At 69.7% G+C, this 17021-nt stretch carries 15 protein-coding genes; 5 read left to right on the forward strand and 10 right to left on the reverse strand.

What is annotated here, in order from left to right:
- Window positions 1-52 precede the first annotated feature (52 nt).
- Complete coding sequence (locus tag D7V80_RS26970; RefSeq protein WP_014395578.1) at window positions 53-346, reverse strand: FruA-associating protein, FapA; 294 nt, start codon at window positions 344-346, stop codon at window positions 53-55.
- A gap of 251 nt (window positions 347-597) precedes the next feature.
- Here D7V80_RS26970 and D7V80_RS26975 point away from each other — a divergent pair, with 251 nt between their 5' ends.
- Window positions 598-1656: a type IV pilus twitching motility protein PilT gene (locus D7V80_RS26975; protein ID WP_233585749.1), complete on the forward strand. Its 1059-nt coding sequence runs from the start codon at window positions 598-600 to the stop codon at window positions 1654-1656.
- Between the two features lie 31 nt (window positions 1657-1687).
- Here the strand turns inward: D7V80_RS26975 and D7V80_RS26980 are convergent, their stop codons facing one another.
- The 6 genes from D7V80_RS26980 to D7V80_RS27005 all read right to left on the reverse strand — a co-directional run bounded on the left by D7V80_RS26980 (window position 1688) and on the right by D7V80_RS27005 (window position 8694).
- Window positions 1688-3319, reverse strand: coding sequence for a fumarate hydratase (locus tag D7V80_RS26980; protein WP_120590891.1), 1632 nt, complete (start codon window positions 3317-3319; stop codon window positions 1688-1690).
- A 42-nt stretch (window positions 3320-3361) separates the two neighbouring features.
- Complete coding sequence (locus D7V80_RS26985; RefSeq protein WP_120590892.1) at window positions 3362-3931, reverse strand: class I SAM-dependent methyltransferase; 570 nt, start codon at window positions 3929-3931, stop codon at window positions 3362-3364.
- A 401-nt stretch (window positions 3932-4332) separates the two neighbouring features.
- Window positions 4333-5619, reverse strand: coding sequence for an MFS transporter (locus tag D7V80_RS26990; RefSeq protein ID WP_120590893.1), 1287 nt, complete (start codon window positions 5617-5619; stop codon window positions 4333-4335).
- 72 nt (window positions 5620-5691) lie between these two features.
- Window positions 5692-6798 (reverse strand): isopenicillin N synthase family oxygenase, encoded by a 1107-nt coding sequence (locus D7V80_RS26995; RefSeq protein ID WP_120590894.1) that lies wholly within the window; start codon window positions 6796-6798, stop codon window positions 5692-5694.
- Window positions 6799-6912: 114 nt separating this feature from the next.
- Window positions 6913-7518 (reverse strand): protease, encoded by a 606-nt coding sequence (locus tag D7V80_RS27000; protein ID WP_120590895.1) that lies wholly within the window; start codon window positions 7516-7518, stop codon window positions 6913-6915.
- A gap of 90 nt (window positions 7519-7608) precedes the next feature.
- Window positions 7609-8694, reverse strand: a complete 1086-nt coding sequence (locus D7V80_RS27005) for a M35 family metallo-endopeptidase (RefSeq protein WP_120590896.1) — start codon at window positions 8692-8694, stop codon at window positions 7609-7611.
- Between the two features lie 235 nt (window positions 8695-8929).
- Here D7V80_RS27005 and D7V80_RS27010 point away from each other — a divergent pair, with 235 nt between their 5' ends.
- The gene (locus tag D7V80_RS27010) at window positions 8930-9625 is read left to right on the forward strand and encodes a glutamine amidotransferase (RefSeq protein ID WP_120590897.1); all 696 of its coding nucleotides are present in this window, start codon (window positions 8930-8932) and stop codon (window positions 9623-9625) included.
- A 33-nt stretch (window positions 9626-9658) separates the two neighbouring features.
- On the forward strand, window positions 9659-10945 hold the full coding sequence (locus D7V80_RS27015; protein ID WP_120590898.1) for an AAA family ATPase: 1287 nt from the start codon (window positions 9659-9661) through the stop codon (window positions 10943-10945).
- Between the two features lie 3 nt (window positions 10946-10948).
- Here D7V80_RS27015 and D7V80_RS27020 read toward each other — a convergent pair whose 3' ends face one another.
- From D7V80_RS27020 to D7V80_RS27030, 3 genes are all read right to left on the reverse strand, one after another.
- The gene (locus D7V80_RS27020; protein ID WP_147447225.1) at window positions 10949-12292 is read right to left on the reverse strand and encodes a hypothetical protein; all 1344 of its coding nucleotides are present in this window, start codon (window positions 12290-12292) and stop codon (window positions 10949-10951) included.
- Window positions 12293-12408: 116 nt separating this feature from the next.
- A complete protein-coding gene (locus tag D7V80_RS27025) occupies window positions 12409-13416 on the reverse strand; it encodes a hypothetical protein (RefSeq protein WP_120590900.1) in 1008 nt (335 codons plus the stop codon).
- Window positions 13417-13581: 165 nt separating this feature from the next.
- Entirely contained in the window at window positions 13582-14874 is a 1293-nt protein-coding gene (locus D7V80_RS27030) for an OprO/OprP family phosphate-selective porin (RefSeq protein ID WP_120590901.1), read from the reverse strand.
- A 179-nt stretch (window positions 14875-15053) separates the two neighbouring features.
- Between D7V80_RS27030 and coaA the strand changes: the two genes are divergently transcribed.
- Complete coding sequence (gene coaA, locus D7V80_RS27035; RefSeq protein ID WP_043323044.1) at window positions 15054-16007, forward strand: type I pantothenate kinase; 954 nt, start codon at window positions 15054-15056, stop codon at window positions 16005-16007.
- Window positions 16008-16024: 17 nt separating this feature from the next.
- Complete coding sequence (locus D7V80_RS27040; protein ID WP_120590902.1) at window positions 16025-17017, forward strand: cysteine synthase A; 993 nt, start codon at window positions 16025-16027, stop codon at window positions 17015-17017.
- Window positions 17018-17021 lie beyond the last annotated feature (4 nt).

The raw sequence follows: 17021 nt of genomic DNA on the forward strand, positions 1-17021 counted from the left end.
ATCCCGCGCCACCCGTGTGCCACGTCCGGGGGGGAGGTGGTGGTACGTCCGACTACCGGTGGCGCGGGATGTTGCGGGCCACGTGCAGGGCCCACGCCTCCGCCGAGTCCAGCTCAGCGCGGGCCTCGGCATAGCGGTCCTTCGCCGCTTCACTGAGGTCGTTGGCGAAGATGGCGTCGTGCAGCTCCTTCTGCGCGCGGGTCAGCCGCAGGCTCGTCTGAAGCCACAGCCGGGCCGCCATGCGCGGCGTAATCACCACCTGGGTGGGATCCCACACCTCCAGTGCGGCGTAGTCAGCGGAAGACAGCTCTTCGTAGTGGGGGGCCTGCTCGGTTTGTGCGTTCATGCCCGGATGTTCGCCACGGATTTGGGGCAGGGCATCCGGGCCGCTTGGGCAGGAAGACGGCCACTGGTGAGCAGTCGAGGACAGTTCCTTCATCCCCCGGGGTACTCGCATTCCTTGATTTGCGGGAAAACTTAGTACAGTGAGGCTGGGGAATGCTTCCCACATTGCAACCATGGAGCGCGCGGGTGCCCTTCTCCTAGAATCCTCCGCTCCATTCGTGAAGTGAGAGGGATTACCTGGACCTGAACACCTTGAACAAGCTGCTCACCGTTGGCGTCCAGAACGGGGCTTCGGACATCCACTTCCGTCCTGGGGATCCGCCCATCTACCGGGTGAACGGCGTGTTGCGGCCGTTGAAGATGGAAAAGCTTCAAGCGGATCACACGAAGCAGGTGGCGATGCACGTGATGAACGATCCGCTGATGAAGGCGCAGGTGGACAGTGTGCAGGAATGCGACTCGTCCTACAGCCTTCCGGGCGTGGCGCGTTTCCGGGTGAACATCTACCGGCAGCGCGGCTCGCTCGCCTGCATCCTGCGCATCATCCCGGATGAGATTCCCAGCATCGACGGGCTGGGCCTGCCGCAGGTGCTGAAGACGATCGCGGGCAACGAGCGCGGGTTGGTGCTGGTGACGGGGGCCACGGGGTCCGGCAAGAGCTCCACGCTGGCGTCGATGATCAACCACATCAACCACACGGAGAGCCTGCACATCCTCACCATCGAGGACCCCATCGAGTTCATCTACAAGAACGTGAAGTCCTCCATCTCCCAGCGCGAGATTGGCCCGGACACGGCGAACTTCGCCATCGCGCTCAGAGCGGCGCTGCGTCAGGACCCGGACGTCATCCTGGTGGGCGAGATGCGCGACACGGAGACCATCGACATCGCGCTGAAGGCGTCGGAGACGGGCCACCTGGTGCTGTCCACGGTGCACACCACGGACGCGTCGCGCACCATCAACCGCCTGGTGTCGGTGTTCCCCGCGGAGGAGCAGACCATGGTGCGCATGCGCCTGGCGGACTCGCTCAAGGCGACCGTCTCCCAGCGCCTCTTGCCCAGGGCCACCGGCAAGGGCCGCACGGTGGCGCTGGAGATCATGGTGCAGACGAAGACGGTGGAGCAGTACATCCGGGACGACCGCGCCGCGGAGCTGAAGGACGTCATCGAGAAGGGCCGCGACATGTTCGGCATGCAGTCCTTCGATCAGCACCTGACGCAGCTGTACCGCGCGGGCGACATCACCCTGGAGACGGCGCAGAGCGCGGCCTCCAACCCGGCGGACTTCCAGCGCGCGCTCGAGTTCGACTGAAGCGCGCGCGCCGGAAGGTGACGCAAGCGGCCTACTTCTTCGCGGACGGCTTGTTGATGTTCGCGAAGAAGTCGTTGCCCTTGTCATCCACGACGATGAAGGCCGGGAAGTCGACCACGTCGATCTTCCACACGGCCTCCATGCCCAGCTCGGCGTACTCCAGCACCTCCACCTTCTTGATGCAGTCCTGCGCCAGGCGCGCGGCCGGACCGCCGATGGAGCCCAGGTAGAAGCCGCCGTGCTTCTTGCAGGCCTCCGTGACGGCCGGCGAGCGGTTGCCCTTGGCGAGCATCACGAAGCTGCCGCCCTCCGCCTGGAACTGATCCACGTACGCGTCCATGCGGCCCGCGGTGGTGGGGCCGAAGGAGCCGGACGCGTAGCCCTCCGGCGTCTTCGCCGGGCCCGCGTAGTAGACCATGTGGTCCTTGAGGTACTGGGGCATGCCCTCGCCCCGGTCCAGCCGCTCCTTGATTTTCGCGTGCGCGATGTCGCGCGCCACCACCAGCGAGCCGGACAGCGACAGGCGCGTCTTGATGGGGTAGCGCGACAGCTCCGCGCGCAGGTCGCTCATGGGGCGGTTCAAGTCCAGCTTCACCACGTCGCCGGACAGGTCCGTGTCCGTCGTCTCCGGCAGGTACTTCGCGGGGTCCGTCTCCAGCGCCTCCAGGAAGACGCCGTCGCGGGTAATCTTGCCCAGCGCCTGGCGGTCCGCCGAGCACGACACGGCGATGGCCACCGGGCAGGACGCGCCGTGGCGGGGCAGGCGGATGACACGCACGTCGTGGCAGAAGTACTTGCCGCCGAACTGCGCGCCAATGCCGGTGCGCTGCGTGAGCTTGAGCACCTCCTGCTCCAGCTCCACGTCGCGGAAGCCCCGGCCCAGCGCGTTGCCGCTGGTGGGCAGCGAATCAAGATAGCGCGCGGAGGCGTACTTCGCCGTCTTCAGCGCGAACTCCGCGGACGTGCCGCCCACCACGATGGCCAGGTGGTACGGCGGGCACGCGGCGGTGCCCAGCGAGCGGATCTTCTGCTCCAGGAACGCGAGCAGGCTCTGCGGGTTGAGGACGGCCTTCGTCTCCTGGAAGAGGTAGCTCTTGTTCGCGGAGCCGCCGCCCTTGGCCATGAAGAGGAACTTGTAGGCGTCTCCGTCGGTCGCGTAGAGCTCGATCTGCGCGGGCAGGTTGTTGCCCGTGTTGACCTCCTTGTACATGTCCAGCGGCGCCATCTGCGAGTAGCGCAGGTTGGCCGTGAGGTACGTGTCGAACACGCCCTTGGAGATGGCCGCCTCGTCGCCGCCGCGGGTGAGGACGTACTGGCCCTTCTTGCCCATCACGATGGCGGTGCCGGTGTCCTGGCAGGAGGGCAGCACGCCGCCCGCGGCGATGTTCGCGTTCTTGAGCAGCTCCAGCGCCACGAACCTGTCGTTGGACGACGCCTCCGGGTCCTTGAGGATGTTGTTGAGCTGCTGGAGGTGGCCGGGCCGGAGCAGGTGCGAGATGTCCCGCATGGCCTCGCGGGTGAGCAGCGTGAGCGCCTCCGGCTCCACCTGGAGGAAGCTGCGTCCGCCGGCCTCGAACGTGGAGATGCCTTCCTTCGTGAGGAGGCGGTAGGGCGTCTCGTCCTTGCCAAGCGGCAGCATGTCCTGGAACTGGAAGTCACTCATCGCGGGCGGTTCTCTTCGAGAAGGGGTGGACGGGCGGAGACTCTACTCACGGGGCGGCGCGCGGGGCGGCACTTCGTAGAGGTAGACAGGCGTGCGGTAGAGGTCCTGGAGCCGCACGCTGCGCACGGGCGTCCAGCCGCGCAGCCCGAAGGTGTGGCTGATGATGCGGGCGCCTTCTGGCAGCTCGGCCGCGAAGCGGGGCGCCAGGCGCGTCATGATGCCCGGGGACAGGTAGCAGACGACGCAGGTCGCGTCCTGGAAGGACGCGGCGAAGAAGTCCCTGTGGAGCAGCGTGAGGTTTCCGCGGGGGAAGAGCCGCTGGCGCAGCCGGCTGAAGAGCCACGGCAGCCAGGACAGCTCGTACGCGACGACGCGCGCCTGGGGGCAGTGGTCCGCCAGGTTGAAGGCCACGTCGCCCCAGCCCGAGCCCAGATCCAGCACGGTGCCCCGGGTGTCCTCCGGGATCATGGCCAGGAGCGCCCGCCGCACCCGGGGCGAGCTGGGCATGGGCGGCGTGCCGGTGCGCAGCGTGGAGACGACGATGGACAGCACCCCCACGAGGAGCACCGCCCAGAGCAGCAGGAAGAGAAGGAAGGAGCCGGTCGCGCTCACGGTCGGCGCGCATCATCGCGCGGGGGCGCCCCCGCGTGGGGCCCTACTTGCGAGGGTGGTGGCCGGCGTCCATGCGGACCACCCGGGGAGAGCCTGGGGCCGGCTGGGCAGGGACAGGGGCCGGCACGGGCTCGTCAGGCTCGAAGAGCGCCCGGCCCAACACGAGGCACAGAGAGGCCCCTACGCAGAGTGCCAGCACGTGGAAGTAGTACGCCATGGGACGAGGGTCCAAGCACGGACCATACCACCGGCGGCCCTCCTCTGGAGGTGGGGGCCGGCGCGCCCCAGCTGTGTCCTTCCTGGCTACAAGCCCTGTCGACAGGTGGCCCCCCAGGCAACAGCCGCCTCACCCGGCGTCAAACCTTCGCGAGCCATGGTCTTCACCTGGCGCCCGGGAGGCCTCAGACGGAGGGCGCGGACTCGGTGGCGTCCTGTTCGGGGCGGTGCGGGCGGTGCGCGGCGGACTCCAGCCGGTCCACGTTGCGCAGCTCCGGGAAGAGCCAGGCCCAGAGCCCCACGACGACGAGCGTCCCCACGGCGCCAATCACCACCGCGTGCACGGCGCCCAGGGCTTCCGCGAGCGAGCCCGCGCGGAACTCGCCCAGCTCGTTGGAGGCGCCGATGCACATCATGTTCACCGCGCCCACGCGGCCGCGCATGTCGTCCGGCGTGGAGACCAGCTCCAGCGTGTGGCGCACCACCACGCTCACCATGTCCGCCGCCCCGCCAACGGCGAGCGCCGCGAGCGACAGGGGCAGGGACCTGCTCAGGCCGAACACCAGCGTGGCCGCGCCGAACACCGCCACCGCGCCGAACATCTTCCACCCGGCGTGGCCGCCCAGCGGACGGAACGCGAGCAGCACCGCCACCACCGCCGCGCCCGCGGCCGGAGCGCTGCGCAAGAGGCCCAGGCCCCACGGGCCGGTCTGCAGCACGTCGCGCGCGTAGATGGGCAACAGCGCCACCGCGCCGCCCAGGAGCACCGCGAAGAGGTCCAGGGTGAGGCTGCCCAGGAGCAGCCGCTTCTGGCGCACGAAGCGCAGGCCCGCGACGAGCGTCGTCAGCGAGATGGGCTCGCGCGACGCGCTGCCGGTGCGCACCTTGAGCGAGAGGATCCACACGATGGTGAGCGCGCACAGCGATGCGGACGTGAGGTAGACGCCCGTGCCGCCCAGCCACCCGTAGAGCAGGCCGCCCACGGCGGGGCCGGCGATGGTGGCCACCTGCCACGTGGTGGAGTTCACCGCCACCGCGCGCGTCAGCTCCTCCGGCGGCACCAGGTAGGGCGTGAGCGCGGAGCCCGCGGGCGCGTAGAAGGCGCGCGCGGTGCCGAACAGCACCAGCACGCCGTAGACGAACCGCACGTCCGTGATGTGGCCCAGCGTGAAGGACAGCAGCAGCAGGCTGCACACCAGCATCACGCCCTGACAGATGGCCAGGATGCGGCGGCGGTCGTAGCGGTCCGCCACCTGTCCGCCCAGCAGGCTGAAGGCGAGGAAGGGGACGAACTGGGCCAGGCCCGTGTAGCCCAGCGCGAGCGCGCTCCCGGTGATTTCGTACACCTGCCAGCCGATGGCCACCGACTCGATCTGCGCCGCGAGCACCGCGCACAGACGGGCGACCTGGTACAGCCGGAAGTCGCGGTGACGGAAGACGGAAGCAGCGAGGCCGGAGGGGGTATCTGCCATGGAGGTGGCTGCGCTGTAACGCAGCCCGTCCCCCTCCGCCAGCCACAAGGGGCGCTCGGGCCCCGGCGTGCCTTATGAGGTCGCGCGCATCCGGTTCAGCCGGTCGTAGTGGCGGTAGCCCAGCTTGTCGAGCGCGGCGGGCGGCGCGAGGCCGATGTCCACCAGCGTCTTGATGTCGTACGTGCCCGCGAGCACCGGCGGCGCGTAGTTGGCCACCGCCTCCGGCGTGCGGAAGCCGGGCAGCGGGAAGAGCACCTGGCTGGTGTGCACGTGCATGAAGTGCGCGGCGGACTGGCGCTGCCACCCCGGCACGCCCGGCGCGGTGATGACGTGCGGCGTGGCGAGGAACGTGCCGCCCGTGAGGATCTCCAGCTGCTGGCCCACCTGCGCCACGATGCAGCCCGCGGGCGCGGTGCCGCGCACCATCTGGCCGTTGGGCGCGTCCGGCGTCGCGCGCGTGCGCAGGTACAGGCCGCTCTGGTCATCCGGCTTCGGCGCGGGGCGGCCCTCCGGGTCGAGGAACCTGCCTCCGGGCAAGAGCGTCAGCAGGTTGAAGTCGGTGTGCTCCTCGCCCCAGAGGATGCCGGTGTTCACCTGGGTGGGGCCCAGCGGCAGGTACTGGAGCGCGCGCGTGACGTGGGGCGCCTTCTCGCACGCGGCGGTGAAGGTGTCCTGCGGCAGGTTCAGCGCCAGGGCCGCGCCGCGCAGGAGCTTGAGGCCGGCCTCGTGCAGCGCGGTGCCCATGGTGAGCAGCCCCTCCTGGAAGTAGGGCGGCGCGTCGTCCGGCCAGATGTTCTCCGGGTACAGCTCCGGGAACTCCATGGCGGACTGCGCGTCCGTGGGCGTGGGCGCCGCGAAGTAGCACTCCTTGAAGTCCGGCTGCCCGTTGCTGGCGACGGCGACCTCCGTGTTGGGAGGCGTCCAGCCGCGCTGGTACCAGAGGTCCGCGCGTCCCAGGGGGCGCTTCTGGGCGTCCGGGCGGGCCACGAAGGCGGAGAACGCGTCGTAGAAGCGCTCCAGCGCCGGCGCGTCCACGCCGTGGTTCTTCACGAACACGAGGCCGAAGACGCCGAAGGCCTCGCGCAGGGCCGCCGCGGCGCGCTCCAGGCGCGCCGGTTCACCCGAGGCCAGGTCCAGCAGGTCGACCGTCGGGATGTTCATCGTGGGGGTGTCCGCCATGGTGGGCCCAGGTGTATCGCGCCCGGGCCCGGCTGAGGAGGGGGACCGTGCCTGCATGCCCCTCCTGCTTCCGGGGAAATCCTGGAGGCGCCCCCTACCGCCTCACGGCTCCCCTCAGCGCGCGGCGACCGTGACGTCCACGGGAGCGCACGCCACCGGGGTGGACTGGTAGTCGCCGCTCAGCCGGGGGGCGTCCTCCTTGCGCGTGGCCACGTCCATCAGCGCGTCGCGGAAGGTGATGCGGTAGGTGCCCGGCTTCTTGAAGTCCCAGGCCTGCGTCACCTCCACGGTGTTCTCCACCGAGGCGCCCGGAGCGATGGCCGTGTAGCTGTCCGCGGACGGGGCGGCGCGCTTCACCATGGGGCCCTGGTACGGGACCTCCTCGCCGTCGCGGGTCACCTGGAACACGGTGCCCAGGATGCCCTCCAGCGGCGTCTGCCACCTGAGCACCCAGACGGGAGACTCCGAGCGGTTGGTGAGCTTGAAGAGGACTTCAATGGGCTCGCCGACCTTCGCCTTCGAGGGGACGCTGAGGGCGCACTCCAGCTTCGGGGTCGTCACGGCGGCGGGCTCCTTCGTGGGCTCGGCGGCGGGAGGCGGCGTCGCGGCGACGGGGGCTTGCTGTTGCGCGGGGGCTTCCGCGGGCTTCGAGCTACAGGCGGTGACACCGGCGGCGGTCAGCACCGCGAGCCATGCGAGGTTCTTTCGTCCCAGGCCCATCACGTGACGCTCCTTGTGTTCGTGCGGCGAAAAGAAAAGGGGCGCGAGCCCAGGTGGCCCGCGCCCCGAAGTCAACGGTCCCGCGTCACCTTACGGCAGCGAGGGGTTGTTCTCCGTGAAGTATTCGTGGCTGTCCGCGTTGTTGCGCGCGCGCGTGGGGTTGGACTTCGCCAGGTTCTTCGCGGCCGTCTGGCCGTAGGCCCAGTCGTCCGTGCCGGCCACGACGTTGAAGTGGCTCATCTCGTGGACCAGCGTGCCCGCGCGCGAATCCGTGCCCGTGTTGGGGGCGCTCCAGAAGGCGCCGCACACGTAGATCTTGTACGGCGAGGCCGGGTACACGTACGCGTACGTCCCGCTGTCGTTGCAGCTGCAGTCCACGACGACGTTGGCGGACGCGAACGCGTTCTTGATGTTGTTGAAATGCGTCTTGATCTCGTTCCAGCCGCTGCTGGAGTACGTGCCGAACCAGGTGGTGTAGCGGCTGGTCGCGGACGGCGTTCCGCTCAGGTACGTGTACGAGTTGTTGGCGTAGGTCTTCGCGCTGTTGAACGCGTTGGTGATGGTGGTCTGCTCGGAGCTGGTGCAGGCCCCGGAGTAGGACAGGCCCTGCGCCGTCACCGTGCCCATTGCCTCGGCGCCATCGCGGCTGGTGCGGCGGCCCTCGATGAAGAGGCTGACCGAGTTGGACGACAGCGCCGCCACGCCCTCGCGCGCCTCCAGCTCGTAGCGGATGGTGTACGTGCCGGAGACGGACAGGTCGTACGCGTCCGACACGACGACCGGGCCGGAGATGCTCTGGCCGGGGGCCAGGGTGATGAGGTCCTCGGCGCGGCCCTGCACGCGCTTGAAGTGCGCGCCCGTGTACTCCACCGGCTGGCCGTCGCGGGACACCGACAGGCGGCCCTCGTTGAGGCCCTCGCCCGGCGCGTCCCACTTGTAGAGGGTCACCGGCGCGGAGGAGGTGTTCGTCAGCGTCACCTCCACCGCCACGCGCTCGCTGGCGGCCATGGAGGCCTTGCCCGCGGTGACCTGCGCCGTCAGGGCGCCCTGGGCCTGCTCCGTGGCCTCGGTCGGAGTGGGCTCACCCTCCGCCGGAGGAGCGCCGCAACCGCTCAGCAGGGAGACGCCGACCACCGTGCCCATCAGCCACTTGAAACCGCGAAGGCTCTTGCTCACGAGGAACTTCCTTTCGGAAACGACGCGACGGAACACCCAAGGGGAATGCCCGGGGATGCATGCTTATAGGGGAAACCGGGCCCGCTGATGATGGCACGAAATACTGTGAAATAAATGCCTACCGACTATCCGGGTTCACGCCGCGTCGCGGCCAGCCGTGGCATGGAGCGTTAGTCTTCACGCGGCACGCATTGCGTGTGGCACAAACAAAGACACAGGGAAGGGGTGGCGGAAAATGCGCGCGGTGGTGTTCGAGCACGAGGAGCACGAAGGGCCAGGCCTCCTGGCGCCGGCGCTGGAGGCGGCGGGCTTCACGCTGGTGCGGCGCTTCCGGACGGTGAAGCGCGAGGACGTGGACGCGCCGCTGGTGGTGGTGATGGGTGGGCCCATGGGTGTGTACGAGGCGGACGCCCATCCGTTCCTGAATGACGAGCTGGCGTTGCTGGGAGAGCGGCTGGCGAACGACCGCGCGTGCGTGGGCGTGTGTCTGGGTGCGCAACTGTTGGCGGCGGCGGCGGGCGCGACGGTGTCACCAGGGAAGAACGGCTTCGAGGTGGGCGTGGGGCCGGTGCGCTGGACGCAGGATGCGCTCAAGGACCCGGTGATGGCGGGGGGGAAGCCGCGCACGGCGGTGGCGCACTGGCACGGGGACACATACACGCCGGTGCCCGGCGCGACGCTGCTCGCGTCCACGGATCGGTACACGCAGCAGGCCTTCCGTCTGGGGCGGTCGTATGGCTTCCAGTTCCACCTGGAGCTGACGGCGCAGGAGCTGGGGCGCTGGCTGGAGCTGGAGGAGGAGGACCTGGTGACCCGGGGCAAGGACGTGGCGGCGCTGAAGGCGCAGCTGCCCAAGCTCAAGGCTGCGGAGACGGAGAACACGGAGCTGCTGCACCGGCTCGCGCATCAGCTGGCGAAGGGCCTACGCTGACGGCGGTCCAAGGCAAGGGGAGGGCCGGACGCCATGAAGCTGACCCGCCTGCACGTCCATCACTACCGCGGGCTCGCGCCGGACACGGTGCTGACGTTCGGCCCTGCCTTGAACGTGGTGGTGGGCGCGACGGGCAGCGGGCGCACGACGCTGCTGGAGCTGGTGTCCGCGGTGCTGTGCTCGGACTTCTCCGGCCTGCTGCGGGAGCCGTTCGCGCTGGACTACGCGCTGCGCTTCGACGCGCTGACCGTGGACGTGGCCGTGCGCAACGAGCCGCCCGCGGCGCTGCCCGCCACGGCCGGAGAAGGAGGGCCGGGTGACGCCCTGGCGCTGCCTCCGGCGGCGTTGGCGCACGGGCTGATGCCCTCCATCGTGGCGACGGTGCGGTGGGACGCGGCGGAGGACGCGCGGCTCGTCATGCGCGCCAGCGCCACGGGCTTCGCGTGTGAGGTGGCGGGCGCGGCGGGCTTTTCCAAGCGCATGCATTGGTCGGTGTTGGATCGGTCCGTGTGGACGCTGCTCTTCATGGCCGCGCAGTACCTGGAGCGCGGCGTGAAGGACCGGCTGAAGGACCTGCTCCGGGAGACGTTCCTGCTGGCGCCGCCTCGCTTCGATGAAGCGCTGGGCATGTTCGAGCGCATTGGCGCCATCCGCTATGCGATGGAGCAGCGTGGTGAGGAACTGTTTCCGCTGGGGCTGATGGCGCTGCCCACGTGGATGCCGGGCTGGCTGCGCGAACAGGTGGAGCGCGAGCCCGTGCCCCCGTCCCTGCTCCTGCGCCACGATGCGCTGCCCCAGGGCTTCCTCGCGCGCTTCGTGACGCTGGCGGGGTTTGCTTCCGGCACGCTCACGGTGGACGTGACGGAGACGACGCCGCTGTCCCAGGGCGGACGGATGGGCTTCAGCGGCTTCCGCTTCGCGTTCGTGCGGCCGGACGGCACGCCGCTCACGCAGGAGCAGCTGGGCCATGGCCAGAAGCGGCTGTTGTCCTTCCTCTACTACCTGGACGTGCACGAGGCCTTCGTCATCGCGGACGAGCTGGCGGACGGCCTGCACCCGGACCTGGTGCGCGCGTGCGTGCGGGACTTGGGGCAAAGGCAGGCCTTCGTCACCAGCCAGAACCCGCTGCTGCTGGAGCAGCTGGAGTTCACCCACGCGGAGCAGCTGCTCACGTCGTTGATCCGCTGCGAGGCAGGGGGGGGGCCTGGGAGATGGCGGTGGACGCAGCCCACGCCGGAGGAGGCCGCGCGGTGGTTCGACGCGTACCGCGCGGGCACCGTGCCGCTGGGCGCGGTGCTGCGCGCCCAGGGCTTCGGATGACGGTCAGGGCGCCGTCGACCCCTTGAAGAGGAAGTCGTCTTCGAAGCCGCGCGAGACCAGGCTCCTTCCGAGCTGAAGGGTGCCGGAGAAGTAGCCGATCCCCACGAACGCGCCCTGCTTGTTCACCGCCACATCCGTGAAGAACGGGCGTCCGGTCGAGCTGTACGTGTGCCGCCACTGCTGCTGACCCTCGATGCGCTCCAGCCTCGCGGTGAAGAGCGTGTAGCCGGAGGCCGAGTCCGGCGCGGTGGAGGCGCCGCCCACGACCACGGCGTCGTCCTCGGCCATGGCGACCGCGCCCACGGCTTGCGGATAGCCGCGCGCCCAGCGCTCCTCGCCGGCCCGGGTCCACGCGACGAGGAATCCGCCGCCGCCCGAGACCGGGGGCGAAATCGTCTGGCCCCGGAACGTGAAGGCGCTGCTGAACTGGCCCCCCACCACCACGCGGTTGCCGTGCACGGCGATGCCCGCGGCCCCTCCCGACGCGCCCACCAGCGGCCGGGTCCAGACCACCGTGCCCGAGGGGGCCACCTTCCAGACCTCCGGGTCGGGATACCGGATGCCCGCGAAGTAGAAGGCATCCGTTTCATCCACCGCGACGCTGGCACCACTGCTCAGGTCCTGCTGTTCCCTCAGGGTCCACTGCGGGGTGCCGGCGGCATTGAACTTCGTGAGGAAGGCGGTCACGACGTCCGTCACCTGCGAGGAGTTGGGCCCCAGGCCGAAGTCCACCGTGCGGAAGGCGTTGCCCGTCATGGCGATGCCGTCCTGCGAGTCGGTGACCAGGTCCTGGGGAGAGATGCTGCCCGTGAAGTGCCGGGCCCACTGGAACTGCCCCGTCTTGCGCAGCTTCAGCAGGAAGGCGCCCGCCGGTTGGAGTCCCCCACCCAGGTCGATGGGCTCGTTCGAGCTCCCCGCGATGAGGACGCTGCGCTCGCGGTCCACCGTGAGCGCCACCGCGTCGACGAAGTTCTGTCCGCCCGGGGGCAGCACGCCCTCGTAGGCGCGGGTCCACAAGAGCGCGCCGGCCGTCGTGTACTTCGCCACCGCGAAGCCAAAGCTGTCCGGGTTCCCGGAGCCGACGGGGCCCGCGCCCAGGTTCACGCTGCCTTGATAGAGGAACAGCGCGAGGATGTTGCCGTCGCGGTCGAAGGCCACCGCGTGGGCCTGGTCGAACCGGGGGGAGCCCAGGTGCTTCACCCAGACGAAGTCACCTCCCGCGAGCCCCGCCTCCTGCGTCCGGGGGGACGGCTCGGGCGCCTCCATGGGACTGCACGCTCCGAGCGTCACCGCCGCCACGACGCTCCAAAGAAGCCGCCAGCCCATCCCCCTGCGAGTCGTTCCCATGTGTCCCCCTGCTGTCCCCAAAGACAGACAGGGCGAGTTAGGAACGACCCGGACCCCGGCACACTGCCCTGGAGGGCAGGTGGGCTTGGGCCCCTGGACAGTCCGAGGGGGCGCGGTCAGCGGCCGGAGAGCAGCTCCGTGGTGAAGGAGAAGCCGCCCAGCAGGTAGGGCATGGCGTTCATGCGGTTCTCATGTTTGAGGTACCAGCCGGCCATGACCACCACGGTGGGCTTGCTCATGAGGCCGCCCGGCTTCGTGTCGAAGGCATACGCGACGAGCGGGCCCACGCGGACATGCGAGTTGGTGGGAAGCGTTCGTCCGGGCAGCGGCTCCACCGCGCTGGAGTCTTCGTCGTAGCGGGGCCACACCGCGGAGAGCCGGGCGCCCAGCGTCCACTGTCCGGCCAGCCAGAGGAGGTCCGTGTCGTTGGCGAGCACCCAGCCCTTGCCGGGCACCAGCGTGTCCAGCGTCGGGTCGTAGAACGTGCCTCGCGTGCCGCCGTCGCGCAGCGACAAGTTCCAGTACTCGATGGCCAGCTTCGAGCGCAGCGCCAGGGACTTCACCTTTGCCTGGAGCATGGGCTCCACGAAGAAGTGGTGCCCGGAGGTGCCGTAGGCGGTGTCGCTGGTCGCGCTGCGCAGGTCGTCGTCGTAGGGCTGGAAGGAGTCCGGGTACGACTGGACGCTGCCGAAGGTGCCGAAGAACTGGACGTACTCGTAGCCGGCGCGGACGTTGAAGATCGCCAGCGGCTGCAGCTCCACCACGGGCCCCAGCTTGAAGAACGCGGGGCTCAGCCTGAGGCTCGCGCCGGCGCTGGCGTACGTGTCGCGCAGGAGCAGGGAAGGGCTGTCGACGAGGCGCTTCTGGTAGACGAGCCGGTTCTGCGACTCGAGCCCCAGCGGGTTGTAGCGGACCACGTTGAGGGTGGTGAAGTAGACGCGGCTGTCGGGCAGGGGCGGCAGCACCGGGGGCGGCACGTCCTCCGTGATGGGCGCCTGGGGCTGCTGCGCGGCCACGGGCGCGCCCAGGCCCAGCAGGGCGAGCAGCGCGGCGCGCGTGAGCGCCTTCGACAGGGACGGGGTGCGGACAGGTGTCGGGTGCTGCGGGAACACGTTCGCGGGCATGCGTCCTCTCGGCGGAGTCCGCGGGAGCGGCCCCCGGGAAGGGCCACCCGACGCGGGCGGCGGGAGCGTCGTGCACCTGACGTGGGCGCTTCAAGACGCACCAGGACGAAGCCCTGGATGACACCCGGCGTCACCCACTGTTCCGCGGCTCGCGGGCGGGGGTTTTCAGAACGTGAGCTGGAAGCGGGACAGGAGGACGTTCTCGGGGACCCGGTCGCCGCCATCCGGGGCGCCGCCCACGTAGTTCGTGCGGTGGAAGTTCAGGGCGAAGCGCACGCGCCGGTTGAAGGCGAACGTCGTGGCGACGCCGAAGCCCCTCGCCTCGCTCACGGAGCGCGCGGGGTTGGCGAAGCGGGGGAAGGTGGCGTCGTCCACGTCCAGCGCGTGGTAGCGCGCCGCCACCTCCAGCGCGCCGCCCTCGAGCGTCTTCGGGTTGAAGGGCGTCGTGGGCCGGGCGCCTTCGAAGGACGCCTTCCCTCCGAACACCCACGACACCGACGTCTGCCACGCGTGGTGGTGCAGCCGCGCGCGTGCATCCGCGATCCGCACCTCTTGAGATGAGCGCACGTACTCCGCGAGGAGGCCGAAGGGCCCCCAGTAGAAGTGCCCCTGGGGCGTGATCCGCAGGTGCTGGCCGTGAGCCGTCACCGTCTCGCCGGTGTCCGTGTTGTCGAGGTAGCTGAAGATGATCTCCTGGCCCGGGCTGCGCCATGGCGCGAGCCCGGTGTTGGTGGTGCTTCCGAACTGGAGGCCGCGCGTCACCGCGATGCCCAGTCCCAGGCCCTGGAGGAAGGAGGGCTCGCGGCCCTTGAAGGGCAGGGCGAAGACGCGGGCGACCAGGTCGAAGCTGTCGTCGGGGTTGGCGTCGGTGCTGGCGCCGTCGGGGTCTCCATTCACCGCCGCCAGCGAGTACTGCCACCGGCCGCCTTCGCCCTCGCCGTGCAGCTCCAGGCCCTCGTCGCGGTTGGGGACCAGGTCCACCGTGAGCGAGCGCTCGATGAAGGGGTTGTCCATGTCGGACTGGAGCAGCTCCAGGCCGAAGGGCGTCTTGAACCGGCCCGCACGCAGGCGGACCCATTCCCCTGGACGGAAGTCGATGAACGCGTCCTGGATGACGGATTGCCCGACGCCGAAGTCCGGCATGAAGCGGAAGTCGATGAAGCCGAAGAGCGTCCCGTCCAGGATGGGGCGCATGCGCCGGATGAGGAACGTGTTGGTGCCGGTGCGGTCCGTGTCCTCGAAGTAGAAGCGTCCGTCGCCCTGGAGCTGGCCGCGCAGCTTGAGCACGAAGGCCTTGTCCGCGGACGACAGCGTGAAGCCTTCCTCGGAGATGTGGAGGACCGGTGGCTCCTCGGCCCCGCGAGGCTCGGAAGCGGGCGCTGCGGCCTGGGCGTGGACGCAGGGCGCGGCGAGCAGCAGCCCCGTGGCGACGAGGGCGGGGGCGGAGACGGTGGACACGCGGGGACCTCGCGGGGACTGGCTCCAGGAGGGCGGAGCGCCCCCGCGTCCGTCGGGCGCGACCGGGATGCGGACGGGCACGTTGGTGGCGGGAAAGTCTTGCTGTCAAGACTCACGGGGAAGACCTGTTGTCACCTTCACTTGCCGGATCCGGGGTGGTCTGGTTCAAGCTGGGGGGCATGTCCGTGACCAAGCCCCGCGCCGCATCGATGTACGTCGACCTGGACCGCGACGCGTGGCGCGAGCTCCGGGCCTCCACGCCGCTGACGTTGACGGCGGAAGAGGTGGAGAAGCTGCGAGGCCTGGGGGACCGGCTGGACATCCAGGAGGTGGAGGACGTCTACCTGCCGCTGTCGCGCCTCTTGCACCTGCAGGTGGCGTCGGCGCAGTCGCTGTGGGCGGCGCAGCAGGCGTTCCTGGGCTATTCGGTGCGCAAGGTGCCGTTCATCATCGCCATCGCGGGCAGCGTGGCGGTGGGCAAGAGCACGACGGCGCGCATCCTCCAGGCGCTCCTGGCGCGCTGGCCGGATCATCCCCGGGTGTCGCTGGTGACGACGGACGGGTTCCTCTATCCGAACCGGGTGCTCGCCGAGCGGGGCATCATGAACCGCAAGGGCTTTCCGGAGAGCTATGACCGGCGCGCGCTGGTGCGCTTCCTGGCGGAGCTGAAGGCGGGGCGCGACGAGGTGACGGCGCCGGTGTACTCGCACCTCGTCTACGACATCGTGCCGGAGGAGGCGCAGTCCATCCGGCAGCCGGACATCCTCATCCTGGAGGGGCTCAACGTCCTGCAGACGGGGCCGGTGGAGGGTGGGCGGCTGCCGCAGACGTTCCTGTCGGACTTCTTCGACTTCTCCATCTACGTGGACGCGAGCGAGACGGACATCCGCCACTGGTACGTGGAGCGCTTCCTGCGACTGTGGGAGACGGCGTTTCGCGACGAGCGGTCCTTCTTCCGGCGCTTCTCCGAACTGACGCGCGAGCAGGCCATTGCCCGGGCCGCGTCGGTGTGGGCGGAGATCAACGGGCCCAACCTGGCGGAGAACATCGCGCCCACGCGCTCACGGGCGAGGCTCATCCTGGTGAAGGGCAACGACCACAAGGTCCGCCGCGTGCGGATGCGCAAGCTGTAGTTGGGGGGAGGACGGACATGGCGCCACGAATGGGTTCGCTCTGGGACGCGGTGGGGAACACGCCGCTGTTGCGCATTGGCTCGCTCAGCCGTCAGACGGGCTGTGACATCGTCGCCAAGGCGGAGTTCATGAACCCGGGCGGGAGCATCAAGGACCGGGCCGCCAAGGGGATGATCCAACGCGCGGAAGGGACGGGGCTGCTGAAGCCGGGTGGCACGATTGTCGAAGGCACCGCGGGCAACACCGGCATTGGCCTGGGACTCCTGGGGCGCGAGCGCGGCTACCGCGTGGTGGTGACGATGCCGGACAACCAGGCGCGTGAGAAATACGAGTACCTGGAGGCAATGGGCGTGGAGGTGCGGCGGGTGCCGGCGGTGCCGTTCTCCAACCCCTCGCACTTCTTCCACCAGGCGCGGGTGCTGGCGGAAGCGAACGGCTGGGCGTGGATGAACCAGTTCGAGAACACGGCGAACGGCGACTTCCACTACGAGACGACGGGGCCGGAGATCTGGGAGCAGGCGGAGGGCAGGGTGGACGTGCTGGTGGCGTCGGTGGGCAGCGGCGGAACGCTGTCCGGGACGAGCCGCTACCTGAAGGAGAAGAACCCGGCCTTGCGCGTGGTGTTGGTGGATCCGCCGGGGTCGGGGCTCTACTGCCAGGTGCGCACGGGGAAGATGGAGACGGCGGGGAGCTCCATCACGGAAGGCATTGGCATCATGCGGCTGACGGAGAACTTCCGGCAGGCGCGCGTGGATGAAGCGATGCGCCTGGAGGACCAGGACATGCTGGAGATGCTCTACCACCTGGCGCGAGAGGACGCGCTGGTGGTGGGCACCTCCGCGGCCCTGAACGTGAGGGCCGCCTGGGAGGTGGCGCGCAAGCACCAGGGCCAGGGCCTGCGCATCGTCACGTTCCTGTGCGACCACGGCAGCCGCTACGCCTCCAAGGTGTTCAACCCGGAGTTCCTCGCGTCGAAGGGGCTCACGGTGAAGCCGCTGCCAGCGGTGTGAGGCA

Origin of the sequence: Corallococcus sp. CA054B (genome assembly GCF_003611625.1) — a bacterium.
In the GTDB taxonomy this organism is placed as follows: domain Bacteria; phylum Myxococcota; class Myxococcia; order Myxococcales; family Myxococcaceae; genus Corallococcus; species Corallococcus coralloides.